This is a genomic window from Streptomyces sp. NPDC097595 (genome assembly GCF_044761525.1).
GTDB lineage: Bacteria > Actinomycetota > Actinomycetes > Streptomycetales > Streptomycetaceae > Streptomyces > Streptomyces drozdowiczii_A.
Genome location: NZ_JBIWCN010000002.1, coordinates 491,929 through 514,577, shown reverse-complemented (window position 1 = coordinate 514,577; position 22,649 = coordinate 491,929). Strand labels below are relative to the sequence as shown.

20 protein-coding genes are annotated in these 22,649 nt (G+C 71.7%); 7 read left to right on the top strand and 13 right to left on the bottom strand.

The annotated features are described in order from the left end of the window. The coding region (locus tag ACIQZN_RS04935) for a hypothetical protein (RefSeq protein WP_403988425.1) at positions 1–270 on the top strand (270 nt) is incomplete at its 5' end. 146 nt (positions 271–416) lie between these two features. Here ACIQZN_RS04935 and ACIQZN_RS04930 read toward each other — a convergent pair. From ACIQZN_RS04930 to thyX, 3 genes are all read right to left on the bottom strand, one after another. Beyond that, positions 417–2,102, bottom strand: a complete 1,686-nt coding sequence (locus tag ACIQZN_RS04930) for a ribonuclease J (protein WP_403988423.1) — start codon at positions 2,100–2,102, stop codon at positions 417–419. A gap of 121 nt (positions 2,103–2,223) precedes the next feature. Further along, positions 2,224–3,123, bottom strand: coding sequence for a 4-hydroxy-tetrahydrodipicolinate synthase (dapA, locus tag ACIQZN_RS04925; RefSeq protein ID WP_403988421.1), 900 nt, complete (start codon positions 3,121–3,123; stop codon positions 2,224–2,226). A gap of 153 nt (positions 3,124–3,276) precedes the next feature. Further along, the gene (gene thyX / locus ACIQZN_RS04920) at positions 3,277–4,017 is read right to left on the bottom strand and encodes an FAD-dependent thymidylate synthase (RefSeq protein ID WP_403988419.1); all 741 of its coding nucleotides are present in this window, start codon (positions 4,015–4,017) and stop codon (positions 3,277–3,279) included. A gap of 198 nt (positions 4,018–4,215) precedes the next feature. Here thyX and ACIQZN_RS04915 point away from each other — a divergent pair, with 198 nt between their 5' ends. Then, positions 4,216–4,455: a hypothetical protein gene (locus tag ACIQZN_RS04915; RefSeq protein ID WP_403988417.1), complete on the top strand. Its 240-nt coding sequence runs from the start codon at positions 4,216–4,218 to the stop codon at positions 4,453–4,455. A gap of 94 nt (positions 4,456–4,549) precedes the next feature. Beyond that, a complete protein-coding gene (locus ACIQZN_RS04910; protein WP_403988415.1) occupies positions 4,550–5,101 on the top strand; it encodes a hypothetical protein in 552 nt (183 codons plus the stop codon). Between the two features lie 68 nt (positions 5,102–5,169). Here ACIQZN_RS04910 and ACIQZN_RS04905 read toward each other — a convergent pair whose 3' ends face one another. The 6 genes from ACIQZN_RS04905 to eccD all read right to left on the bottom strand — a co-directional run bounded on the left by ACIQZN_RS04905 (position 5,170) and on the right by eccD (position 12,229). Next, the gene (locus tag ACIQZN_RS04905) at positions 5,170–5,676 is read right to left on the bottom strand and encodes a hypothetical protein (protein WP_403988413.1); all 507 of its coding nucleotides are present in this window, start codon (positions 5,674–5,676) and stop codon (positions 5,170–5,172) included. Positions 5,677–5,687: 11 nt separating this feature from the next. Next, on the bottom strand, positions 5,688–6,440 hold the full coding sequence (gene dapB / locus ACIQZN_RS04900; RefSeq protein WP_403988411.1) for a 4-hydroxy-tetrahydrodipicolinate reductase: 753 nt from the start codon (positions 6,438–6,440) through the stop codon (positions 5,688–5,690). A 21-nt stretch (positions 6,441–6,461) separates the two neighbouring features. Continuing rightward, entirely contained in the window at positions 6,462–7,841 is a 1,380-nt protein-coding gene (locus tag ACIQZN_RS04895; protein ID WP_403988409.1) for a M16 family metallopeptidase, read from the bottom strand. After that, entirely contained in the window at positions 7,838–10,051 is a 2,214-nt protein-coding gene (locus ACIQZN_RS04890; protein WP_403988459.1) for a polyribonucleotide nucleotidyltransferase, read from the bottom strand. The genes ACIQZN_RS04895 and ACIQZN_RS04890 overlap by 4 nt, the downstream gene beginning before the upstream one ends. Before the next feature lie 270 nt (positions 10,052–10,321). After that, positions 10,322–10,612, bottom strand: a complete 291-nt coding sequence (gene rpsO / locus ACIQZN_RS04885; protein WP_018102307.1) for a 30S ribosomal protein S15 — start codon at positions 10,610–10,612, stop codon at positions 10,322–10,324. A 177-nt stretch (positions 10,613–10,789) separates the two neighbouring features. Beyond that, on the bottom strand, positions 10,790–12,229 hold the full coding sequence (eccD, locus tag ACIQZN_RS04880) for a type VII secretion integral membrane protein EccD (RefSeq protein ID WP_403988407.1): 1,440 nt from the start codon (positions 12,227–12,229) through the stop codon (positions 10,790–10,792). A 209-nt stretch (positions 12,230–12,438) separates the two neighbouring features. On the opposite strand from eccD, the gene eccCa reads away from it, so the two are divergent. Together eccCa and ACIQZN_RS04870 are read left to right on the top strand one after the other, a co-directional pair. Then, complete coding sequence (eccCa, locus tag ACIQZN_RS04875; protein ID WP_403988405.1) at positions 12,439–16,371, top strand: type VII secretion protein EccCa; 3,933 nt, start codon at positions 12,439–12,441, stop codon at positions 16,369–16,371. 99 nt (positions 16,372–16,470) lie between these two features. Continuing rightward, positions 16,471–16,704 carry a DUF397 domain-containing protein gene (locus ACIQZN_RS04870; RefSeq protein WP_073963635.1) on the top strand — a complete coding sequence of 78 codons (234 nt, stop codon included), beginning with the start codon at positions 16,471–16,473 and terminating at the stop codon, positions 16,702–16,704. 88 nt (positions 16,705–16,792) lie between these two features. Here the strand turns inward: ACIQZN_RS04870 and ACIQZN_RS04865 are convergent, their stop codons facing one another. From ACIQZN_RS04865 to eccB, 4 genes are all read right to left on the bottom strand, one after another. Next, entirely contained in the window at positions 16,793–17,098 is a 306-nt protein-coding gene (locus ACIQZN_RS04865) for a WXG100 family type VII secretion target (protein WP_265540568.1), read from the bottom strand. Between the two features lie 39 nt (positions 17,099–17,137). Continuing rightward, a complete protein-coding gene (locus tag ACIQZN_RS04860; protein WP_403988403.1) occupies positions 17,138–17,488 on the bottom strand; it encodes a hypothetical protein in 351 nt (116 codons plus the stop codon). A 118-nt stretch (positions 17,489–17,606) separates the two neighbouring features. Beyond that, positions 17,607–18,782 carry a type VII secretion-associated serine protease mycosin gene (gene mycP, locus ACIQZN_RS04855; protein WP_403988401.1) on the bottom strand — a complete coding sequence of 392 codons (1,176 nt, stop codon included), beginning with the start codon at positions 18,780–18,782 and terminating at the stop codon, positions 17,607–17,609. Position 18,783: 1 nt separating this feature from the next. Beyond that, a complete protein-coding gene (gene eccB, locus ACIQZN_RS04850) occupies positions 18,784–20,310 on the bottom strand; it encodes a type VII secretion protein EccB (RefSeq protein ID WP_403988399.1) in 1,527 nt (508 codons plus the stop codon). A gap of 268 nt (positions 20,311–20,578) precedes the next feature. Between eccB and eccE the strand changes: the two genes are divergently transcribed. Then, entirely contained in the window at positions 20,579–21,736 is a 1,158-nt protein-coding gene (gene eccE, locus ACIQZN_RS04845) for a type VII secretion protein EccE (protein WP_403988397.1), read from the top strand. Next, on the top strand, positions 21,736–22,455 hold the full coding sequence (locus ACIQZN_RS04840; RefSeq protein WP_403988395.1) for a hypothetical protein: 720 nt from the start codon (positions 21,736–21,738) through the stop codon (positions 22,453–22,455). Before eccE ends, ACIQZN_RS04840 begins: the two co-directional genes overlap by 1 nt. Positions 22,456–22,649: the final 194 nt, after the last annotated feature.

Genomic DNA, 22,649 nt, shown 5'->3' with positions numbered 1-22,649 from the left:
CTGCCGAAGCAGGCCGGGGTATCAACATATCTGGCGTTGACTTTTGGCACGCTGTTGAGTTCTCAAGGAACGGACGCTTCCTTTGTACTCACCCTCAGAACATTTTCTGGGGCTTTCCTCCGGGCGCTTCCCTTCGTTCTTGCGTTTCCGACTCTATCAGACTCTTTCGTGTCCGATTCCCGGTCGAAGCGGGTCAAGCGATTTTTGCTTTCCAGTTCTTCGCTTTCGCGTTTCCCTTTCCGGCGGCTCCGACTTTATCAGAAGTTCTGAGTCAGAATTTCCACCCCCTCTCGGAAGCTTCGGGGCGCACGGATGCGCTCGCTGCTTCCCGGTGAGGTGGAGACGTAAACGTACTGGAGCGGGGCGCCCCGATGCAAATCGGGGGCCCCGCTCCGGAGTTCGCGCCTGTCGGAGGGTCAGACCTCGACCACGACGGGGAGGATCATCGGGCGCCGGCGGTAGGTGTCCGAGACCCACTTGCCCACCGTGCGGCGGATCAGCTGCTGGAGCTGGTGGGGCTCCATCACGCCGTCCTGGGCCGACTTGTTGAGCGCTTCCTCGATCTTCGGCACGACCGCGGTGAACGCCGCGTCGTCGATACCGGAGCCGCGAGCCTGGATGTGCGGGCCGCCCACGATCTTGCCCGAGGTGCTGTCGACCACCAGGAACACCGAGATGATGCCCTCGTCGCCGAGGATGCGGCGGTCCTTGAGCGAGGTCTCCGTGACATCGCCGACGGAGAGGCCGTCGACGTACACGTAACCGGCCTGGACCTTGCCGACGATCTTCGCCTTGCCGTCGATGAGGTCCACGACCACACCGTCCTCGGCGATGACGATGTGGTCCTTCGGCACACCGGTCAGTGCGCCCAGCTCGGCGTTGGCCCGCAGGTGGCGCCATTCACCGTGGACCGGCATCAGGTTCTTCGGGCGGCAGATGTTGTAGAAGTACAGCAGCTCGCCGGCCGAGGCGTGGCCCGAGACGTGGACCTTGGCGTTGCCCTTGTGAACGACGTTGGCGCCCCAGCGGGAGAGCCCGTTGATCACGCGGTAGACCGCGTTCTCGTTCCCCGGGATCAGGGAAGAGGCCAGGATGACCGTGTCGCCCTGGACGATGCGGATCTGGTGGTCGCGGTTGGCCATCCGGGAGAGGGCCGCCATCGGCTCGCCCTGCGAACCGGTGCAGACGAGCACGACCTCGTCGTCCGGCAGGTCGTCCAGGGTCTTGACGTCCACGACGAGTCCGGCCGGGACCTTCAGATAGCCCAGGTCACGGGCGATGCCCATGTTGCGGACCATCGAACGACCGACGAAGGCGACCCGGCGGCCGTACTCGTGGGCCGTGTCCAGGATCTGCTGGATGCGGTGCACATGGCTGGCGAAGCTCGCCACGATGATGCGCTTCTGCGCATTGGCGAAGACGTTGCGCAGAACGTTCTGGATGTCCCGCTCGGGCGGTACGAAGCCCGGGACCTCCGCGTTCGTGGAGTCGGAGAGCAGAAGGTCGATGCCCTCCTCGCTCAGCCGGGCGAAGGCGTGCAGGTCGGTGAGGCGGCCGTCCAGCGGGAGCTGGTCCATCTTGAAGTCACCGGTGGCGACGGCCATGCCCGCGGGGGTCCGGATGGCGACCGCGAGGGCGTCCGGGATGGAGTGGTTGACCGCGATGAACTCGCAGTCGAAGACTCCGATGCGCTCGCGCTGCCCCTCCGCCACCTCCAGGGTGTACGGACGGATGCGGTGCTCCTGGAGCTTGGCCTCGATCAGCGCGAGGGTCAGCTTGGAGCCGATGAGCGGGATGTCCGGCTTCAGGCGCAGCAGATACGGGACACCGCCGATGTGGTCCTCGTGGCCGTGCGTGAGGACGATGCCCTCGACGTCGTCCAGGCGGTCCCGAATGGTCGTGAAGTCCGGCAGGATCAGGTCGATGCCGGGCTGCTCCTCCTCGGGGAAGAGGACGCCGCAGTCGACGATGAGCAGGCGGCCGCCGTACTCGAAGACCGTCATGTTCCGGCCGATCTCGCCGAGACCGCCGAGCGGGGTGACCCGCAGGGCGCCCTTCGCCAGCTTCGGCGGGGTGCCGAGTTCAGGATGCGGATGACTCAAAAGACTCTCCTTACCACGCACGCCACGTACCGCTTGGGCACGTGGCGCGCATGTCATTCGTGCACTTGCTGTTGTCTTGGGTGGTGCTGTGGTGCTGTTTATTCAGTTGTGAAGTCTGTTGTCAGAGCTCTACCCCGCCGGCGGCGAGATCGATCTTGAGCTGGGCCGTCTCCTGCGCGGTCAACTCGACCAGGGGCAGCCGGAGCGGGCCCGCCGGAAGGCCCTGCAGCGTCAGCGCGGCCTTGGTGGTGATCACACCCTGGGTGCGGAACATGCCGGTGAAGACCGGCAGCAGCTTCTGGTGGATCTCGGTGGCCTTCTGGACGTCCCCGCCGAGGTGGGCCTCGATGAGCGCCCGCAGGTCCGGGGTGACGACATGGCCGACGACGGAGACCACGCCCACCGCACCGACGGACAGCAGGGGCAGGTTCAGCATGTCGTCGCCGGAGTACCAGGCGAGGCCCGAGCGGGCGATGGCCCAGCTCGCGCGGCCCAGATCGCCCTTGGCGTCCTTGTTCGCGACGATCCGGGGGTGCTCGGAGAGCCGTACGAGCGTCTCCGTGTCGATCGGCACACCGCTGCGGCCCGGAATGTCGTAGAGCATCACCGGCAGGCCGGTGCTGTCCGCGATGGCGGTGAAGTGCCGCAGCAGGCCCTCCTGCGGCGGCTTGTTGTAGTACGGGGTCACGGCGAGGAGGCCGTGGACGCCGCTGCGCTCGGCGGTACGGGCGAGCTCGATGCTGTGCCGGGTGTCGTTGGTACCGATGCCGGCGACGATGTGCGCCCGGTCGCCCACCGCTTCGAGGACGGCCCTGACGAGCTGGTCTTTCTCCGCGTCGCTGGTGGTCGGGGACTCGCCGGTGGTGCCGTTGATGATCAGGCCGTCGTTGCCTGCGTCCACCAGGTGGGTGGCGAGCCGCTGCGCGCCCTCGATGTCGAGAGCGCCGTCCGCCGTGAACGGCGTGACCATAGCGGTGAGGACCCGCCCGAAGGGGGTCTGCGGAGTGGAGATCGGAGCCATGGGTAACACGCTACTCGCTGCTCGACGCACGGTGCCCCCTCGGGGGGACAAGCAAGAGGAGCCCGGCACTGCCTGCTCGGGGGTTCAAGCAGTGCCGGGTCCGTTTGATCAGCCTAGATGAACTTCTCGAAACGCCGCAATACGGACACCGCCCTATGGGGCGACGCGTCCATTTTTGTTGAAGGCTGCATGGGTGAGCGGCATGAGCCGGGCCCAGTGGGCCTCCATCTGCTCGCCCACCATCTCGATCTCCCGCTGCGGGAACGAGGGCACCTTCGCCATCTCGTGCTGCGTACGCAGGCCGAGGAAGTGCATCAGGGAGCGCGCGTTGCACGTGGCGTACATCGTGGAGAACAGGCCGACCGGGAGCACCGCGCGGGCCACCTCGCGGGCCACACCCGCCGCCAGCATCTCCTGGTATGCCTCGTACGCCTGCCGGTACGAGTCCTCCATGGCGCGGGTGGTGACCGCGTGCTGCTCCGGCGTGCCCTCGACGAACTCGTACTTGCCCGGGCGGCCCTGCTGGATGAGCTTGCGGGACGTGTCGGGGACGTAGAAGACCGGCTGCAGCTCCCTGTAGCGGCCCGATTCCTCGTTGTACGACCAGCCGACGCGGTGCCGCATGAACTCGCGGAACACGAAGATCGGGGCGCTGATGAAGAAGGTCATCGAGTTGTGCTCGAACGGGCTGCCGTGCCGGTCCCGCATCAGGTAGTTGATGAGGCCCTTCGAGCGCTCGGGGTCCTTGGTGATCTCCTCCAGGGACTGCTCACCGGCCGTGGACACACGGGCGGCGAACAGCACGTCGGCGTCGCCGGCGGCGGACTTCACCAGGTCGACGGTGACGTCGCTGCGGAAATGGGCCTTCGTGGGCTCGGGGGTGTCGTCGGTCACCGACAGGGTCCTTCCAATGGTGTCGCGCGGGCGGCGACCACTCTACGGGCCGGGCTCAGGACGTTTGACGGCGGCGTGGGTGGGGAACGTCTTTCCGGTTTTTTCTGATTTCATCGGGCGATTCGGGGCACCGAACGGGGTAGTCGTGCGTCTGACTGGATAGCACCACCCGAAAGAGACTCCAAGGAGAGCCACCCCATGTTCCGCCGGCGTGAATCCGTCCCGTTCTCGTTCGTAGCCGAGGCCGACCGGTTCCGCAGTAACGTCACCCCGCCTCCCCGCCCCCGCAGTACGGTCTCCGAGCGGATGGGACGCGCCCTGATCGGCCTCGTCGTCGCCGGCGGGATCGCAGGGTCGCTGCTCCTCGGCCTGCCCGCTCTGGGGCCCGAGCAGGCGCCGGGGCACACCCAGCAGACCGAGGCCGCGCACGGGCGGTGACCCGGACGGACCCCCTGGGGTGGTCGGTCCGGGCATCTCCTCGGTAGCCTCACCGGGCACAGCAATCGAGCGTGCTTGTGAGTGAGGATCAGTCGTGCCCCTGCCCTTTCTGACGGCCGACCGCGCGTTTGACGCGAACGCGGAGGACGTCGCGCTGCCGTTCGACGACCACGACAGCTGGCGGCGGCCCTACCGTCCCGGTCCGTGGCGGGTCGCCGCCGCGGCCGGTCTGCTGCTGCTCGCCTCGTTCATCCTCTTCGCGGGAATGATCATCGCGTTCGCCGGAGCGCTGCCCGGGGCGGGGGCGTGTCTCGCGCTCGGCCTCGCGATGATCCTGTGCGCCCTGCGGATGCTGCGCATCGGCGCCTGGGTGAGCCGGCACGGTGTGCGCCGGGTGGGCTTCTTCCGTACGACGACCGTTCCGTGGAGCCGCGCCACTGCCGTACGTACGGTGCAGCAACCGGTGAAGTGGCTCGGGTTCCCCCGGACCGTGCAGGGTCAGGCGCTGATCGTCGTCCGCAAGGGCGGGGACGCGGTGCCGCCGCTGCTCACGGACTCCAACGCGGATTTCCTTGCGCGGGGGGAGGCGTTCGATCGGGCCGCGGACACGATTGAGGCGTGGGGGGACGAGTATCGGCCGCAGTAGCGGTTTCGTGGTGCGAGCCGTCCGGTGAGTGAGGTGTCCTCAATCGCCGGACGGCTCTTTCTTTGTCCTCAAACGCCGGACGGGCTGGGGTGGTCGCCCGATCGGCTGGGGTGGTCGCCCGATGGGCTGGAAGCAGCGTCCGCCCGGTGCAGTGCGATGGCTCGTTGCATGGCCTTGCGGGCTCGGGGGGTGTCGCGGGCATCCTGGTAGGCGACTGCCAGGCGGAACCAGCAGCGCCAGTCGTCCGGGGTGTCCTCCGTCTCCTCGCGGCGGCGTTCGAACACCGCGTCGGCGGAGGCGCGGTCGATGCGGCCGCTGGGTGTGCGCAGCAGTTCGTCGACGGGGAGGCCGCCCTCCGCGTCCAGTTCGGCGGCCAGGGCGTTGGCCCGGCGGACGAACTGGGTGTTCTTCCACAGGAACCACACGCCGATCGCCGGCAGGACCAGCACGGCGATCCCGAAGGTCACCGTGATGAGGGTGCCGTGCTTGATGAGCAGGACGCCACGGCTGCCGACCAGGACGAAGTAGAAGACCAGGACGGCAGCGGTGACGACGTAAGTGATCTTTGCGCGCATGGCGGGGCCAGTCAGTTCAGGTCGAGGAAGTGTTCCAGGCCGAACGTGAGGCCGGGAGTGGTCACCACGCGGCGGGCGCCGAGCAGGATGCCGGGCATGAAGCTGCTGTGGTGCAGGGAGTCGTGCCGGATGGTGAGGGTCTCGCCCTCGCCGCCGAGCAGCACCTCCTGGTGGGCCAGGAGGCCGCGGAGGCGTACCGAGTGGACCGGGACGCCGTCCACATCGGCGCCGCGCGCCCCGTCCAGCGCCGTGCTGGTGGCGTCCGGCTGGGGGGCGCAGTCCGCCTCACGGCGGGCCGCGGCGATGAGCTGGGCGGTGCGGGCGGCGGTGCCCGAGGGGGCGTCGGCCTTGTTGGGGTGGTGGAGCTCGATGACCTCGACGGACTCGAAGTAGCGGGCCGCCTGCTGGGCGAACTTCATGGTGAGGACCGCGCCGATGGAGAAGTTCGGTGCGATGAGCACACCGGTCTCCGGGGAGGCGGAGAGCCAGCCGTTGAGCTGCGCGAGCCGTTCGTCGGTCCAGCCGGTGGTGCCGACCACCGCGTGGATGCCGTGGCCGACGCAGTACTCGAGGTTCTCCATCACCGAGGCGGGGTTGGTCAGCTCGACGGCGACCTGGGCGCCGGTCTCGGCGAGGGTCTCCAGCTTGTCGCCCCGACCGAGTGCGGCCACCAGCTCCAGGTCGTCGGCGGCCTCGACGGCTCGTACCGCCTCGGAGCCGATACGGCCCTTGGCGCCGAGAACGGCCACGCGCAGCTTGCTCATTGCTCTGCTTCCTTAGGAGTTTTACGCGACCGCTTCGTGGAGACGGGCGGCCTGCTTGTCCTTGAGCGGTCCGATGACGGACAGCGAGGGGCGGTGTCCGAGGAGCTCGCCGGCGACGGAGCGGATGTCGTCCGGTGTCACCTCGCCGATACGGGCCAGCATCTCGTCCACCGACATCTGCTCGCCCCAGCACAGCTCGCTCTTGCCGATGCGGTTCATCAGCGCGCCGGTGTCCTCCAGGCCGAGGACGGTGGAGCCGGAGAGCTGGCCGATGGCGCGGCTGATCTCCTCGTCGCTCAGCCCGTCCGACGCGACCCGGTCGAGCTCGTCGCGGCAGATCTTGAGGACGTCGTGCACCTGGCTCGGGCGGCAGCCCGCGTACACGCCGAACAGGCCGCAGTCCGCGAAGCCCGAGGTGTACGAGTAGACGCTGTAGGCGAGGCCGCGCTTCTCCCGTACCTCCTGGAAGAGGCGGGAGCTCATGCCGCCGCCGAGGGCGGTGTTGAGGACGCCCAGGGCCCAGCGGCGTTCGTCGGTGCGGGCCAGGCCGGGCATGCCGAGGACCACATGGGCCTGTTCGGTCTTGCGGCCCAGCACCTCGACCCGGCCGGCGGTGCGCAGGGCGCGGGAGCCCTCGCGGGGCGCGGTGGGGACCGCGTCCGTACGGGAGAGGGCGCCGGCCCTGTCGAACGCCTTGCGGACCTGGCGTACGACGGTGGCGTGGTCGATGTTGCCCGCGGCGGCGACGACGAGGCGGGTCGGGTCGTAGTGCTTCTTGTAGAAGCGGGCGATCTGGCCGCGGTTCAGGGCGTTGATCGTGTCGACGGTGCCGAGGACGGGGCGGCCGAGCGGGGTGTCGCCGAGCATGGTGTGCGCGAAGAGGTCGTGCACGCAGTCGCCCGGGTCGTCCTCCGTCATCGCGATCTCTTCGAGGATGACACCGCGCTCGGCGTCGACGTCCTCGGGGGCGATCAGCGAGCCGGTCAGCATGTCGCAGACGACGTCGATGGCGAGCGGCAGGTCCGTGTCGAGGACCCGCGCGTAGTAGCACGTGTACTCCTTCGCCGTGAAGGCGTTCATCTCGCCGCCGACCGCGTCGATGGCGGAGGAGATGTCGAGGGCGCTGCGCCGGGCGGTGCCCTTGAAGAGGAGATGTTCGAGGTAGTGCGTCGCGCCGTTCAGGGCGGGCGTCTCGTCGCGCGAGCCGACGTTCGCCCAGATACCGAAGGTGGCGGAGCGTACGGAGGGCAGGCTCTCGGTGACGACGCGGAGGCCGCCGGGGAGGACCGTACGGCGGACCGTGCCGATGCCGTTGCTGCCCTTGATAAGCGTTTGGGTACGGGCGACGGCCCGCCCCTCCGAGGAGGGGCGGGCCGTCGTCGCGGAACTACGGGACGTCACTTGTCGGTGTCGTCCTTCTTCTCGTCCTCTTCACCCTCGATGACGGGGATGAGGGAGAGCTTGCCGCGGGAGTCGATCTCGGCGATCTCGACCTGGACCTTGGCGCCGACGCCGAGAACGTCCTCGACGTTCTCCACGCGCTTGCCGCCGGCCAGCTTGCGGATCTGCGAGATGTGCAGCAGGCCGTCCTTGCCCGGCATGAGCGAGACGAACGCACCGAAGGTGGTGGTCTTGACGACCGTACCCAGGTAGCGCTCGCCGACCTCCGGCATGGTCGGGTTGGCGATCGCGTTGATCGTGGCGCGGGCGGCCTCGGCCTGCGAGCCCTGCTGGGCACCGATGTAGATGGTGCCGTCGTCCTCGATCGTGATGTCGGCGCCGGTGTCCTCCTGGATCTGGTTGATCATCTTGCCCTTGGGGCCGATGACCTCACCGATCTTGTCCACCGGGATCTTGACGGTGATGATCCGCGGGGCGTTCGGGGACATCTCGTCCGGGACGTCGATGGCCTCGTTCATCACATCGAGGATGTGGAGGCGGGCGTCGCGGGCCTGCTTCAGCGCGGCGGCCAGGACCGAGGCGGGGATGCCGTCGAGCTTGGTGTCGAGCTGGAGCGCGGTGACGAACTGCTTCGTACCGGCGACCTTGAAGTCCATGTCGCCGTACGCGTCCTCGGCACCGAGGATGTCGGTGAGGGCGACGTAGTGGGTCTTGCCGTCGATCTCCTGGGAGATCAGGCCCATGGCGATGCCGGCGACGGCGGCCTTGAGGGGCACACCGGCGTTCAGCAGGGACATGGTGGAGGCGCAGACCGAACCCATGGACGTCGAGCCGTTGGAGCCCAGCGCCTCGGAGACCTGGCGGATCGCGTAGGGGAACTCCTCGCGGGACGGGAGGACCGGCACGATCGCGCGCTCGGCGAGCGCGCCGTGGCCGATCTCGCGGCGCTTGGGCGAGCCCACGCGGCCGGTCTCGCCGACGGAGTACGGCGGGAAGTTGTAGTTGTGCATGTAGCGCTTGCGGGTCACCGGGGAGAGGGTGTCCAGCTGCTGCTCCATGCGGAGCATGTTGAGGGTGGTGACGCCCAGGATCTGGGTCTCGCCACGCTCGAACAGGGCGGAGCCGTGCACGCGCGGGATGGCCTCGACCTCGGCGGCGAGCGTACGGATGTCCGTGACGCCGCGGCCGTCGATGCGGACCTTGTCCTTGATGACGCGCTCGCGGACCAGCTTCTTGGTCAGCGCGCGGTAGGCACCGGAGATCTCCTTCTCGCGGCCCTCGAAGGCCGGGAGGAGCTTCTCGGCCGCGATCTCCTTGATGCGGTCGAGCTCCGCCTCGCGCTCCTGCTTGCCGGCGATGGTGAGTGCCTTGGCGAGCTCGGTGCTGACGGCCTTGGAGAGGGCCTCCAGGACGTCGTCCTGGTAGTCGAGGAAGACCGGGAACTCGCCGGTGGGCTTGGCGGCCTTGGCGGCGAGGTCGGACTGGGCCTTGCAGAGCACCTTGATGAAGGGCTTGGCGGCTTCCAGACCGGCGGCGACGACCTCTTCGGTCGGGGCCTCGGCGCCGTCCTTGACGAGCTGGATGGTCTTCTCGGTGGCCTCGGCCTCGACCATCATGATCGCGACGTCGCCGTCCTCCAGGACGCGGCCCGCGACGACCATGTCGAAGACGGCGTCCTCAAGCTCGGTGTGCGTCGGGAAGGCGACCCACTGGCCCTTGATCAGGGCGACGCGGGTGGCGCCGATCGGGCCGGAGAAGGGCAGGCCCGCCAGGATCGTGGAGGCGGAGGCGGCGTTGATCGCGACCACGTCGTACAGGTGGTCGGGGTTGAGCGCCATGATCGTCTCGACGATCTGGATCTCGTTGCGCAGGCCCTTCTTGAAGGAGGGGCGCAGCGGCCGGTCGATCAGGCGGCAGGTGAGGATCGCGTCCTCGGAGGGGCGGCCCTCCCGGCGGAAGAAGGAGCCGGGGATCTTGCCGGCTGCGTACTGCCGCTCCTCGACGTCCACCGTGAGGGGGAAGAAGTCGAGGTTGTCCTTGGGCCGCTTGGAAGCGGTGGTGGCCGACAGCACCATGGTGTCGTCGTCCAGGTACGCGACGGCGGAACCGGCGGCCTGCTTGGCCAGGCGGCCCGTCTCGAAGCGGATGGTGCGGGTGCCGAAGGTGCCGTTGTCGATGACGGCCTCGGCGTAGTGGGTCTCGTTCTCCACTAGTGAATTCTCCATACTCGTCGTCTTTCGTCCGGGCGCCCGTGTGGCGCCGGACGGAGCGGAGAGGCGTGCCGTCTGTGCGGGGCCGGTCTTCGATCGAAGCTCCCGGGCGTTGTCCCGGGGGCCACTACCGAGGACCGGCGGCGGCCGTGCGGCGCCTCTCCTCGTCTGTTGTTGTACGTCCAGGTTACTGAGGTTGCCCCCGGTACCGCACGTACGGCAAAGGGAGCGGCTCCCTGAGTGAGGGAACCGCTCCCTTGCGCAGCGGTCTTACTTGGCGCCGCCGGCCGCACCGCGGCGGATGCCGAGGCGGTCGACGAGCGCACGGAAGCGCTGGATGTCCTTCTTGGCCAGGTACTGCAGGAGGCGGCGACGCTGGCCGACCAGGATCAGCAGACCACGACGGGAGTGGTGGTCGTGCTTGTGCGTCTTGAGGTGCTCCGTCAGGTCCGAGATGCGGCGCGAGAGCATGGCGACCTGGACCTCGGGGGAACCGGTGTCGCCCTCCTTCGTCGCGAACTCGGTCATGATCTGCTTCTTCGTAGCGGCGTCGAGCGGCACGCGGTACTCCTCTTGGTGTTCGATGCGCCCACGAGTGCCCCTGGTCTGGTTCTCAGGGGAGCTTGGGTGACTCGGGAGCGAGGGTCCGATGAGCGCAGTTCCCAGAGCGAACCGGGAACGCGTACACAAACGGCCACCGCCAGAATACCAGCCGCCCGGACCTGACCCTGCCGGTCGTCAGCCGGTGAGCGCCCTCGCGCGCGCGTAGAGGTCCAGGACGGCGAGGCAGAGCGGGACGAGGGAGAGCAGGAGGGCGCTCTCGGCCAGGTCCAGGAATCTGCCCCAGAACGGGGAGAGGCCCTTGCGCGGGACCGTCGCCCCGGCGGCGGCGAGGAGTACGGCGCCGGCGACGAGCGCCGCGCACAGTCCGGTCGTACGGGGATACAGGGCCGGGTCGTCTCCCTGAGCGGTGAGGGCGAGGCCGGTGACCGGGGCGGCGAGCGCCCCGATGCCCGCGACCAGCAGGCAGGCGACCTGGGCGGTGTAGCGGAAGAGGCGGGCGCGGAGCAGCAGCGCGAGCCCGGTGGCGAGGGCGAGGAGGCGGGCCCAGGTGTTGTCCGACGCGCCGAGTACGGCGGCCGCGCAGGCGGCGAGGCCCGCGCAGCCCCCGGCGAGGCCGAGCAGCAGTTCATGGCCGCGCCGGGCGCGGTCCGCGACGAGGCGGGTGTCGACGGGGGTGGCGTCCGGGGCGGCCGGGTCCTCGCGCTCGTCGTCGTAGGGGCCCGTCGGCCGGGGCGCGGCGTACCCGATCGGGAGCCGGGCGAAACGGGCGGAGAGGCCGGGCAGGAACGCGATGAGGCCGAGGGCCGCGGGGGCGCAGACGGCGGCCGTGGCGGTGGCGGACGCCTCGGTGAGGATCGCGGCGAAAGCGGCCAGCGCACCGGCGCCGGCGAGGAGGGCGGCGCCCGCGAAGGGGGCGTCGCCGCACGGGGCGAGCGCGGTGAGGGCGGCCGAGACGACGAGGACGGCGGCGCAGCCGAGCAGGAGCTGCATGCGGCCCGCTCCCCCGCCCGGGTCCGGGGCGATGAGGCCGGAGCCGGCGAGGAGGACGAGGGGCAGGGCGCCCAGGCCGAGCGCGGCGGCGGTGACGCGGTCGGCGTAGACCCGGGCTCGTACGGCGGCGACGGTGGCCGCGAGGAGTCCGGCGGCGCCGGCGACGGCTCCGGGCGGTCCGTGCAGGTCGTGGCGGACGGGGTCGGCCCGCCACAGGACGAGGGCCGCCAGGAGGAGGAGCAGCGCGCCGGCGGCCGGGGCCGCGCCGCGCAGCAGGTCGTCGCTCCACAGGTGGCGGTCGCGGCCGGTGGCCGAGGCGATGGCGTCGGCGACGTCGTCGAAGACGGGTGGGGGGAGCGAGGCGGCGAAGGGGCGCAGGGTGAGGATCTCGCCGTCGAGGACGCGTTGTGCGGCGAGGGTGCGGTCGCCGTCCAGGACCGTTCCGTCGAGCCGCACGAGGTGGTGGCCGGGGGGTGCGGTGTCGGGTGCGGCCGGTCCGGTGAGGCGCAGGATCTCGGGCCGGATGTCGGCGACGGCGATGTCCTCGGGCAGGGCGACGTCGATGCGGCTGTCGGGCGTGACGACGGTGACGCGGCGGAAGCCTGTCGTTGCGGTCGGACTCACGTGTCGGGGGCCCCTGTTCGTCGCTGGTCGGCGGTGTCCGCAGGATGGGCGGGCCACCCTATCGGGCGGATCGGGGCGAAGGCTGACAGTGCGTAGGATCACGGGCGCTTCGGGGCGGGGGGTGTCCTTTTGATATGCGCACGCGTCGGCGCGCTGTTCCCCGTTCCGCCCCGTCCCACACCCGCCCGCACCCAAGGATCGATGCACCGGTGAGTCAGATCGTCGTGAAGCGTCCGCCCCGTTTGCTGCCGCCGGAAGTTCCCACGAAAGAGGTGTTGTTGGAGCCTCCTCCGGTGCTGCCGCGCGGGCAGCGCGAGGGGGTGCTGATGCAGCTTCTGCCGGTGTTGGGCATGGCGTCGTCGGTGGTGTTCTTCTTCTCGCCGCAGGCGCCGCCGTTCATGCGGGTCATGGGTGTGCTGATGCTGGTGTCGACGCTGGCGATGGTGGTGGCCCAGGTGGTGCGGTTCCGGCGCGGTACGCAGGGGCGGGCGGCGGATGTGCGGCGCGATTACCTGGCTCGGCTGGCGCGGTCCCGCCGTGCGGTGCGGCGGACGGCGCGGGCCCAGCGCGACGGCCTGCTGTTCACGCATCCCTCCCCCGGGCAGCTGTGGTCGGTGGTCGCCGGGGGGAGCCGGGTGTGGGAGCGACGGCCCGGCGACGCGGACTTCGGGGTGGTGCGGATCGGGCTCGGCAGGCAGTGGCTCGCGACGCCGTTGGCTGTGCCGGAGCACGCTCCGGGTGAGCCGGAGCCGGTGTGCGCGGACGCGGTGCGGCGGTTCGTGGCGGTGCACGGCTCGTTGGACGGCCTGCCGTTGTGCGTTCCGCTGCGGGAGGCGTACCGGGTGCGGCTGAGTGGTTCGGCGGAGCCGGTCAGGGCGGCGGCGCGGGCGTTGGTGGCGCAGTTGGTGACGCTGCACTCGCCGCGTGACCTGGTGGTGGCGGTGGTGGCCGCGCGGGATGCGGCGGTGTGCTGGGAGTGGGTGAAGTGGCTGCCGCATGTCCAGGTGCCCGGTGCGGTGGACGGGGCCGGTGCGAAGAGGCTGTTCGCGCGGGATACGGCTGGGCTGGAGCCGCTGCTCGGCGCGCTGCTGGAGGGGCGGGGGCGTTTCGTACCGGAGGGGGCGCCGCTGCCGGACCGGCCGCATGTGGTCGTGGTGCTGGACGGGGCGGGGGTGGCTCCGGGTTCGGTGCTGGGTGCGGCGGGGGGCGTGGAGGGGGTGACGCTGGTCGAGGTGGCGCCGGGTGACGCGGAGGGGCCGCGCGGTGCTCTGTGTGCGCGGGTGCGTGCCGGGGTGCTGGAGGCGGAGTGCGGGGTGGGTGTGCCGGACGGGCTTTCGCTGCCGGCGGCGGAGGCGCTGGCCCGGCGGCTCGCTCCGTTGCGGGCCGGTGGGCGGGACGGGGACGAGCCGCTGCTGGCCGCGCTGGACTTCACGGATCTGCTGGAGCTGGGCGACGCGGGTGCGGTGGAGGTGGGGCGGACCTGGCGGCCCCGGCCGGTCGCGGAGCGGTTGCGGGTGCCCATCGGGGTGGGTGAGGACGGTGTCCCGGTGGTGCTCGATCTGAAGGAGTCGGCGCTCGACGGGATGGGGCCGCACGGGCTGTGTGTGGGCGCGACCGGTTCGGGTAAGTCCGAGCTGCTGCGGACGCTGGTTCTCGGTCTTGCTGTCACTCATTCCTCCGAAACGCTGAACTTCGTGCTCGCCGACTTCAAGGGCGGGGCGACGTTCGCGGGGATGGCGGGGATGCCGCACGTGGCCGCCGTCATCACCAACCTGGCCGACGACCTGGCGCTGGTCGACCGGATGGGCGACGCGCTGCGCGGCGAGCTCCAGCGCCGTCAGGAACTGCTGCGGGCGGCGGGCAACTTCGCGGGGGTCCACGATTACGAGCGGGCGCGGGCGGCGGGCGCCGCGCTGGAGCCGCTGGCCACGCTGGTGCTGGTCATCGACGAGTTCTCCGAACTGCTCACCGCGAAACCCGACTTCATCGACACGTTCATCCGGATCGGGCGCATCGGCCGTTCGCTGGGTGTGCATCTGCTGCTGGCGTCCCAGCGCCTGGAGGAGGGCAGGCTGCGGGGCCTGGAGACCTACCTCTCGTACCGGATCGGGCTGCGTACGTTCTCGGCGGAGGAGTCGCGGGCCGCGCTGGGTGTGCCGGACGCGTACGACCTGCCGCCGGTGCCGGGGTCGGGGTTTCTGAAGACCGGTACGCGGGAACTCACCCGCTTCAAAGCCGCGTATGTCTCGGGGCCGTACCGGCCGGGCGGGCCCGGGCGGGCTTCCGGGGAGGGTCCGGGAGGGGTTGCGGCGGCGCTGTTCAGCGCGTTGCCGGTGGCTGTGCCGGATGCTCCCCGCGCTCCAGCTGCCGCTTCCCCGAAGCGCGGGGATGACGCCGTCGCGGAGTCCGTGCTCGACGTGGTGGTGCGGCGGCTTGAGGGGCAGGGCGTGCCCGCTCACCAGGTGTGGCTGCCGCCGCTGGACCGGTCGCCGGGTCTGGACGCGCTGCTGCCGGGCCTCGGTACGGACCCGGAACGCGGCTTCACCGTAGCGGGGGACGGCAAACCCGGTGGGCTGGTCATTCCGCTCGGGCTCGTGGACAGGCCGTTCGAGCAGCGGCGGGAGGTGCTGTTCCAGGACTTCTCGGGGGCGGCGGGCCACATGCTGGTGGTCGGCGGGCCGCAGTCCGGCAAGTCGACGGTGCTGTGCACGCTGGTGATGTCCTTCGCGCTCACCCACACCCCGTGTGAAGTCCAGTTCTACGGCCTCGACTTCGGCGGTGGCGCGCTGGCGTCTCTGTCGGGCCTGCCGCACGTGGGCTCGGTCGCCTCGCGGCTGGATCCCGAGCGGGTGCGGCGTACGGTCGCGGAGGTGGCCGGGGTGCTGCGGGCCCGGGAGGAGCTGTTCCGGTCGCGGGGCATCGGTTCCATGGCCGCGTACCGGCGGGAACGGGCCGGAGGCGGGCTGCCCGGCGAGGTGTGGGGCGATGTGTTCCTCGTGGTGGACGGCTGGGGCGGTTTCCGTACGGAGTACGAGGAGTTGGAGCCGGTCGTCACCGACATCGCGGCCCGGGGGCTCGGTTACGGGGTGCATGTGGTGCTCACCGCCGCCCGTTATCTGGAGGTGCGGGCCGCGTTGAAGGACCAGCTGACCGGGCGGCTCGAACTGCGGCTCGGTGACGTGTCGGACTCCGAGTTCGACCGGAGGGCCGCCGCGCAGGTGCCCGCCGGTGTGCCGGGCCGGGGCCAGGTGGCGGAGGGGCTGCACTTCCTGGCCGCGTCGCCGTGCCTCGGCCCGGTGGAGGACGCGGCCGGACTCCCGGACCGTACGGCGGCGCTGGCCGGGCGGGTCCGGGCCGACTGGGCGGGTCCGCCGGCCCCTCCCGTACGGCTGCTGCCCGCCGTGCTCCCCGCCGAGCGGCTGCCGAAGGGGGACGAATTCCCGGAGCGGGGTGTCGCGATCGGTATCGCCGAGGCCGATCTCGATCCGGTGTTCGTGGACTTCGACGCCGATCCCTTCCTGCTGGTGTTCGGGGAGAGCGAGTCGGGGAAGACGGCGCTGCTGCGGCTGCTGGCCCGGCAGATCGCCCGCCGCTACTCCCCCGACGAGGCGAAGCTCGTCGTCGGGGATTACCGGCGGGGGTTGCTGGGCGCCCTGCCGGAGAGCCATCTGCTGGAGTACGCGCCGACGCCGGACGCGCTCGCGACGCATATGGAGGCGCTGGCCGGGGTGTTCGCGCGGCGCCGGCCGCCGGCGGATGTCACGCCCCGGCAGTTGCGGGAGCGCAGTTGGTGGACGGGTCCGCGGATCTTCGTCGTCGTGGACGACTACGACCTCGTCGCGACGGGTACGGGCAGCCCGCTCGCCGTCCTCACAGACTGGCTGCCGTTCGCGCGGGACACCGGGGTGCGCTTCATCGTCGCGCGCAACTGTGCCGGTGCCTCGCGGGCGATGTACGAGCCGTTCCTGCAACGGATCAAGGAGTTGGGCGCGCAGGGCGTGGTGCTGTCGGGCGATCCGGCGGAGGGCGATCTGGTCGGCTCGGTGCGTGCGCGTCCGATGGAGCCGGGGCGCGCGTGCATGGCGACCCGGCGCGGTGGGAAGAGCCTCGTGCAGACCGGCTGGCTGCCCGAACGGGGTTGAGCACGGGGACGGCCGCCAGGGTTTGGCGGAGCGGATCCCCGGCCGCCGTGTTGCCTGTACGGTGCCGTGCAGAGCCAGGTACGAAAGGAGCCCTTCACGATGGGCACGCAGGCGGAGAAGGACGAGCTGTACGCACTCGACATCTCGGGGGTGGAGTGGCTGTGTGCTCCCGGGACCGAGCAGGAGGAGGAGCGCGTCGAGATCGCGCACCTTCCCGGCGGCGCGGTGGCCATGCGGTCCTCTCTGGACCCGGACACGGTGCTCAGGTACACGGAGGCCGAGTGGACCGCGTTCGTTCTGGGCGCCAGGGACGGCGAGTTCGACCTTCCGTAGGGGTCGCCGGGTACGCGGTGGGGCACGTTCGGGTGAACGTGCCCCTTCGTACGTCCGGGCGGGTCCGGGCCGGTACCCCGCGCCCCGGTCAGTAAGCCTCGGTGAACAGGCGTGAGGACCGGAGGTCGGTGGCCCGGTAGTGGTCCTTGCCGGTCTCGATGAGCCTCGCGACCTCTTCGAGCCTGGCCCTCATGTGGTCGGCCTTGTTCCGGTACTTGTGCTGGAGCGTCACGTACTCGGCATGCGCCTGGCCGTCCCAGGTGTCGGTGACGACCTTGAGCGCGCCGTCCATCTCCTCCAGGTCCTGGCAGATGTTCCGCGAGACCGCGCGGATGCGGTTGGCGACCTCCTGGACGCTCTCGTACCTGACCTTGGTGTGCGGGTCGTGCCCCATCGGGTTTCCTCTGGTCGTGTCGGGGGAACGGCGCCGGGATCAGACGCCGTTCAGGGCGGAGGTGCCGCCCGCGGAAGCCGGTTCCCGTACCGCCTTGAAGGCCGCGCGGACCTCCTCGTCGTTGGCGTTGCTGAGGTTCCGGGTGCCGTCGACGGCATGGAGCAGTACGCCGAGGAGGCGCCGGATCTCGTCGTGGTCCTCGTTGACCACGAGCTGCGCGGAGGTGAACCCCGAGGCGCCGGCACCGGTCCAGCCGGCCCCCACCGTCGCGAGGACGTCGGCCAGCTCGCGGGCCTGCCGGGACACCGCCTCGGCAGTGTGGACGATCCTGTTCCTGGCCTGGACGACCGGATCGTCGGCAAGCGCGAATCCACCCGTGGGGCTGGTCATACGAGGTCCTCTCTCTGGGCCGTTCAGGCCGCTCAGGCTAGCCAGTCCGGGGTCCGCTCCCGGCCGCCGCGAAGGCGCCTCGCAGGTGTACGGAGCCGGCTCCCGGGGGCCCTCCGGCTCATCCCGTACGGCGTCGGCGCAGCTCCCGCGCGACGGCCGCCCCGCCCGCCACCGCGCCGGTCAGGAGGACCGTGAGGGCCATGGCCCAGGCGGCGTGGCGGCGGTCGCGGCGCTGCGGGGTGTCGGCCGCCGGCAGCGGCGCGGGGTCGGGTGCGCGGGCTCCGGCGGGGGGCTCGTCGGGGTGCGGGGCGTCCTGCGGGGCGTCGTCGCCGGACAGCGCGCGGACCGGGTCGACTACACCCCATCCGACGAAGTCGTCACGGCCGTTGACGGAGCGTTCCGCGGTCTGTTCGATACGGGCGGCGATCTGCGCGGCCGTCCAGTGCGGGTACTTGGCGCGCATCAGTGCGGCGACCGCGCTCACGTAGGGGGCGGCGAAGCTGGTGCCGCTGTCGGCGCAGTGGCCGCGGCCGGGGGCGGTGGAGACGATGTCGACGCCCGGCGCGGCGATGTCCACGAAGCTCCCGGGCCGGGAGAAGGGGGCGCGTTCGTTGTCGCGGTCGGACGCGGCGACGGCGAGGACCCCGTCGAACGCGGCCGGGTAGGTGGACGCAGGGCTCCCGTCGGCGCCGTTGTTGCCGGCGGAGGCGACGACCACGATGTCCCGGCGGACGGCCTCGGCCACCGCGCGGCCCAGGGCGGAGCCGGGGGCCTGCGGGCGGACCGTCTCCTGCGAGATGTTGATGACCTGGGCGCCCCGGGCGACGGTGTACTGGATCGCGGCGGCCAGCGACGCGTCGGTGCCGTGGTCGCGCGCGTCGTTCTGGCGGACCGGGATGACGGTCGCTCCGGGCGCGAGCCCGACGAAGCCGGTCCCTCCGCGGGGGCGGGCCGCGATGATGCCGGCGACCAGGGTGCCGTGGCCCACCGTGTCGCCGGTGCCGTCGCCGCCGGGCGCCAGTGTGTCGGCGCCGGGGGCGACCGCGCCCGCGAGCTGGGGATGGGTGCCGTCCACCCCGGTGTCGATGACGGCGACGCGGACGCCCGCGCCCCGGGTGTCGTGCCACAGCTCGTCCAGGAGCACGCGCTGCAAAGACCAGGGGCGGCCCTCGAACGGCCGGTTCGCCGGGAGGACGCACGCACCGCCTTCCGGTCCGGTGGCCGCGCACGCGGGCTGGGCCACGGCGAGGACGGCCAGCGCGACGAGGGCCGCCACCGGCCGGATCGCCGCCACGTCAGGAGCCCTGCGGGCGGCGCGCGCCGGTGGTGTCGAGCCGCGGTCCGCGGGGAAGGAACTCCGACCACTCGGCCGGCACGAGGGCGGGTCGCACGTCCTCGTAGCCGAGCCTGGTCTGCGCCTCGTTGGCCCGCACCGGCCCGCGCGGAGTGGTGCCGGTGGGGAGGGCGGAGTGCCCGGGGTCGCCGTCGCCGTTCCCCTGAACCGCGTACCTCAATCCGGTGTCCGTCACCAGGAAGAGTGATCCGTCGGGCCTGGTCTGGCGGCCCCGGACCTGGGTGTAGAGGAGTCCGCTGCCGGGGGTGACATAGGTGCGGGTGCCGCCGGCGCCGACGGCGGCGGGGTAGGTGGTGCCGGCCCAGGTGCTCAGGGTGGTGCGGCCCTTGCCGTCCGTCGCGCGCAGCACGGAGCAGACGGTGCCGCGGTGCGCGGTGTCGACGCGGACGGCTTTGCGGGCGGGCCAGTGCGCGGCCTGCCCGGCGAAGGGCGCCGGGTCGGGCACGAAGTCCTGGAGCCCCGCCGGGTAGGCGGTACCGGCCTGGTCGAGGGCGGCGGTCTGCGGGGAGTTGACGATCAGCCAGGCGGTGAACTCGGAGACCGGCCGGACCCTCCCGTCGAGCACCACGTGGTAGGCGGTGCCCGCGCCGGTCCTGGTCCGCAGCACCGCTCCGACGCGGTTCTCGCGGGCGGAGAGGTGGCCCTCGACGCGGGCGGGGGCGCCGATCTCGCCCGGGACGACGGGGAAGGCGACGGGGCTGCCGGTGTGCAGGGTGGCGAGCCAGTCGCCGGTGACGGCTTGCGGCCGGGCGCGGCCGACCAGGGCGTCGGTGAGGTGTCCGAGGTCGGCGGGCCGCTCGTCCACGCGGTATTTGGTGCCCCGGGCGTCCACGAGGTACCGGGTGCCGTGCGGGTCCCGGACGTAGAGGACCTGGCCGCCGGTGAGCCGGTTCGGGCCCTCCGTCAGCCTTTGGTCGCGCGCGGCGAGGACGAAGCCGGCCCTCTGCACACCGGCTCCCCCGCCTCCCGGCCGTACGCACACGGCCCACCGCTTGGCGGTGCCCGCGTCCCGCTCGCCGGGAAGCCGGTCGGGGGCGTACGGGATGCCGATGACCGGTCCGCGCGGGGGCCCGCCCGCGTCGAGGACGTCGTCGGCGACCTGGACGACGCCGTAGTCGCCGGGGTCGAGCAGCAGCCGGGCGGACGCGAGGTTCAGGACGGGGTGCAGCCGGGTACGGCGATGGGCGCCCCGGCCGGTGGTGAGCACGACATAGCGCGTGGTCGACGTCCGGCCGACGACGACCTTGGCACCGGGACGGTCCCAGCCCTTGGGCGCGACCGGGCGGAACATGCCGTACGCGCCGAACCCAGCGAGCAGCAGGGCGCCGGTGAGCACACCGGGGAGGACGGCGCGCAGCGGGCGCGGGGCGCCCTCGTCCGAGCCTGCCGGTGAGGGCTGGAGGAAGGCACCAAGAGCCCTTCTCTTCGCAAATGTGTACGCGTTCAGCTCGTCCCGTCGGGTCACCATGGCCCAGCCCGCCTTCCCTCTCCGCCCGCGCCGCACACCTGCGGACACCCACCGCCTGCGCTTCGGCGGGGCCTTCCGCTGTCGGCGACCACTATGCCGCCTGCACCTGGTGGTTGGCCGAGGAACGGTACGCTGTGCGCTTCCGCCGGAGAGCTCGGCGGGACGGTTGCGGAACGGGCCGGGACGGCGCGGACGGGGGCGGGGCACGATGGCGGACAGGGGTGGAGCGCGGCTGAACCGGCGTGCTGGGCCGATCGGGACTTTTCGATTGCAACAGCTGGTTCTGTTCGAAGTCGCGGTGGCGGTCCTGCTGTGCGCCTGGGTCGTCGGACCCGCGCTCCTGGGTCCTGCGGGGCCGACGGCCGCGCTGCTCGTCGTCCTCGCAGTCGTGCGCAGGCGCCGCCGCTCCCTGCCGGCCTGGCTGGCCACGGTCGTCGCGTTCCGGCTGCGGAACCGGAGAGCCGCCTCGCGGATGCCGGCCGCCGAGTCCCCGGTGGCCCCGCTGGCCGAGTGCGTACCGGCCCTGCGCACCTGTTCGTTCACGCACCGGGACCGGCGGCCGGTGGGCATGGTCGGCGACGGTACGCACCTCACGGTGGTGGTGCGGGTGGACGCGGAGGACACGGTGCTGCGGGCGGACCGGACCGCACGGCCGCTGCCGCCGGGGCTCGTCCGGGAGGTGATGGACGTCGACGGCATTCGCCTGGAATCGGCGCGGATCGTGCAGCACACGCGGCCCGCCCCGGCCCCGCATCTTTCCGGCGACGCGGTCGCCACGCTCAACTACGCACCCCTTCAGGCCCGTACGGGGTCACCGGCGGTGCGGCTGACCTGGGTCACGCTGACGCTCGACCCGGAGCTCTGCCCGGAGGCCGTCCGCATCCGTGGCGGCGGCCTGATCGGCGCACAGCGGTGCCTGCTGCGGGCGGCCGACCAGCTGTCCGGCCGGCTGGCCGGGGCGGGGTTCGGTGCGACGGTGCTGACGGAGCAGGAGCTCGGGGCCGCGCTGACCACCGCGGCCTGCGCGGACGCGACCGGTGCACCCCGTGACGAGGGGTCCGCGCGGCCCGCCCGTCGCACCCGGGAGACCTCGCGGACGTGGAGCTGCGACGGGCGCCGGCACACCGTGTACTGGGTGCGGCGGTGGCCGCGCTCCGGTGATGCGCCGATGCCCCGGCTGGTCGCGCTGCTCACCTCGGCCCCGGCGCTGGCCACGACGTTCAGCCTGACGCTGGCGCGGGGCGACCGGCAGGAGGTCGCCGCGGCGGGACACCTGCGGATCAGCGCGCGCACCGGCGAGGAACTCCGGACCGCACGGCGCGAATTGGAACGGGTGGCGCGCGGGGTGCGGGTCTCGCTCGTACGGCTGGACCGCGAGCAGCTGCCCGGGGTGCTCGCCACACTGCCGCTGGGCGGGGCCCGCTGATGGCGGCGCCCGGGCGGGTGCGGGGCCGACTGGGGTTCGGGCCGGTCGGTCCGCGCCGGCGGCGGTACACCATCGGGCCCGAGCAACTGGCCTCGCTGCACCTGCCGGTGGGCGACGACGGGGTGGTGATCGGCGAGGACGACGAGGGCTTCCCCGCCGTGCTGGGCCTCAACCGCCCTTGCCCGTACGAGATCACGCTCATCGGCGGGCTGTGGACGGCGCAGGTGTTCGCGCTGCGGGCGGCTGCGACGGGTGCGCGGATCGCGGTGGAGACGGGTCGGACGCACGCCTGGGCGGGTCTGGCCCGGGCCGGCGGCGACAGCGGGTGCCTCGCGTTGCACGAGGTCGGCCGGGTGCCGCCGCTGGGCCCCTCGGCGGCCTCGCCGGTCCTCGTCGTACGGGACTGCGGCATGCGTCCGCCGCCCGGTCGGGCCGTGTCCGGGCCGTGGCAGTCGGTGCTGACTCTGTTGCCTTATCTGGGCCCGGCCGCGTCAGGTCTTGTGGAGAAGGCGTCGCTGGTGGGCGTGCAGCGGGTGTCGCCCGACGAGGCGGAGGAGGCCGGGCGACTCCTGAGGTTGCCGGCCGGTGCGGTCCGCGCACTGCCCGCCCTGGCGGACGGGGCCACCCTCTGGTGCACACGGCGGGAGAGCCGGCTGGTGACGACCCGGGCGACCGACGCCGAGACGGGGCTGCTGGGCGCCGCGCGCCGGGTGGACTGACGCGCGTACGCCTGGGGGTCACCGCTGTGCGGTCCGAGGGTGCGACGGACGCGATTCACGGTGCAGTTGTACGTATTTGACCGCTTTGGGTTTCACTCCCTGTCGCACGCAGTCCACTTGGGTGCAGTACGTGACGTACGGGACAGCGTTCGCGGCACCGTACGGCCTGCCGTGGCGGGCCCCATGGCGTTTAG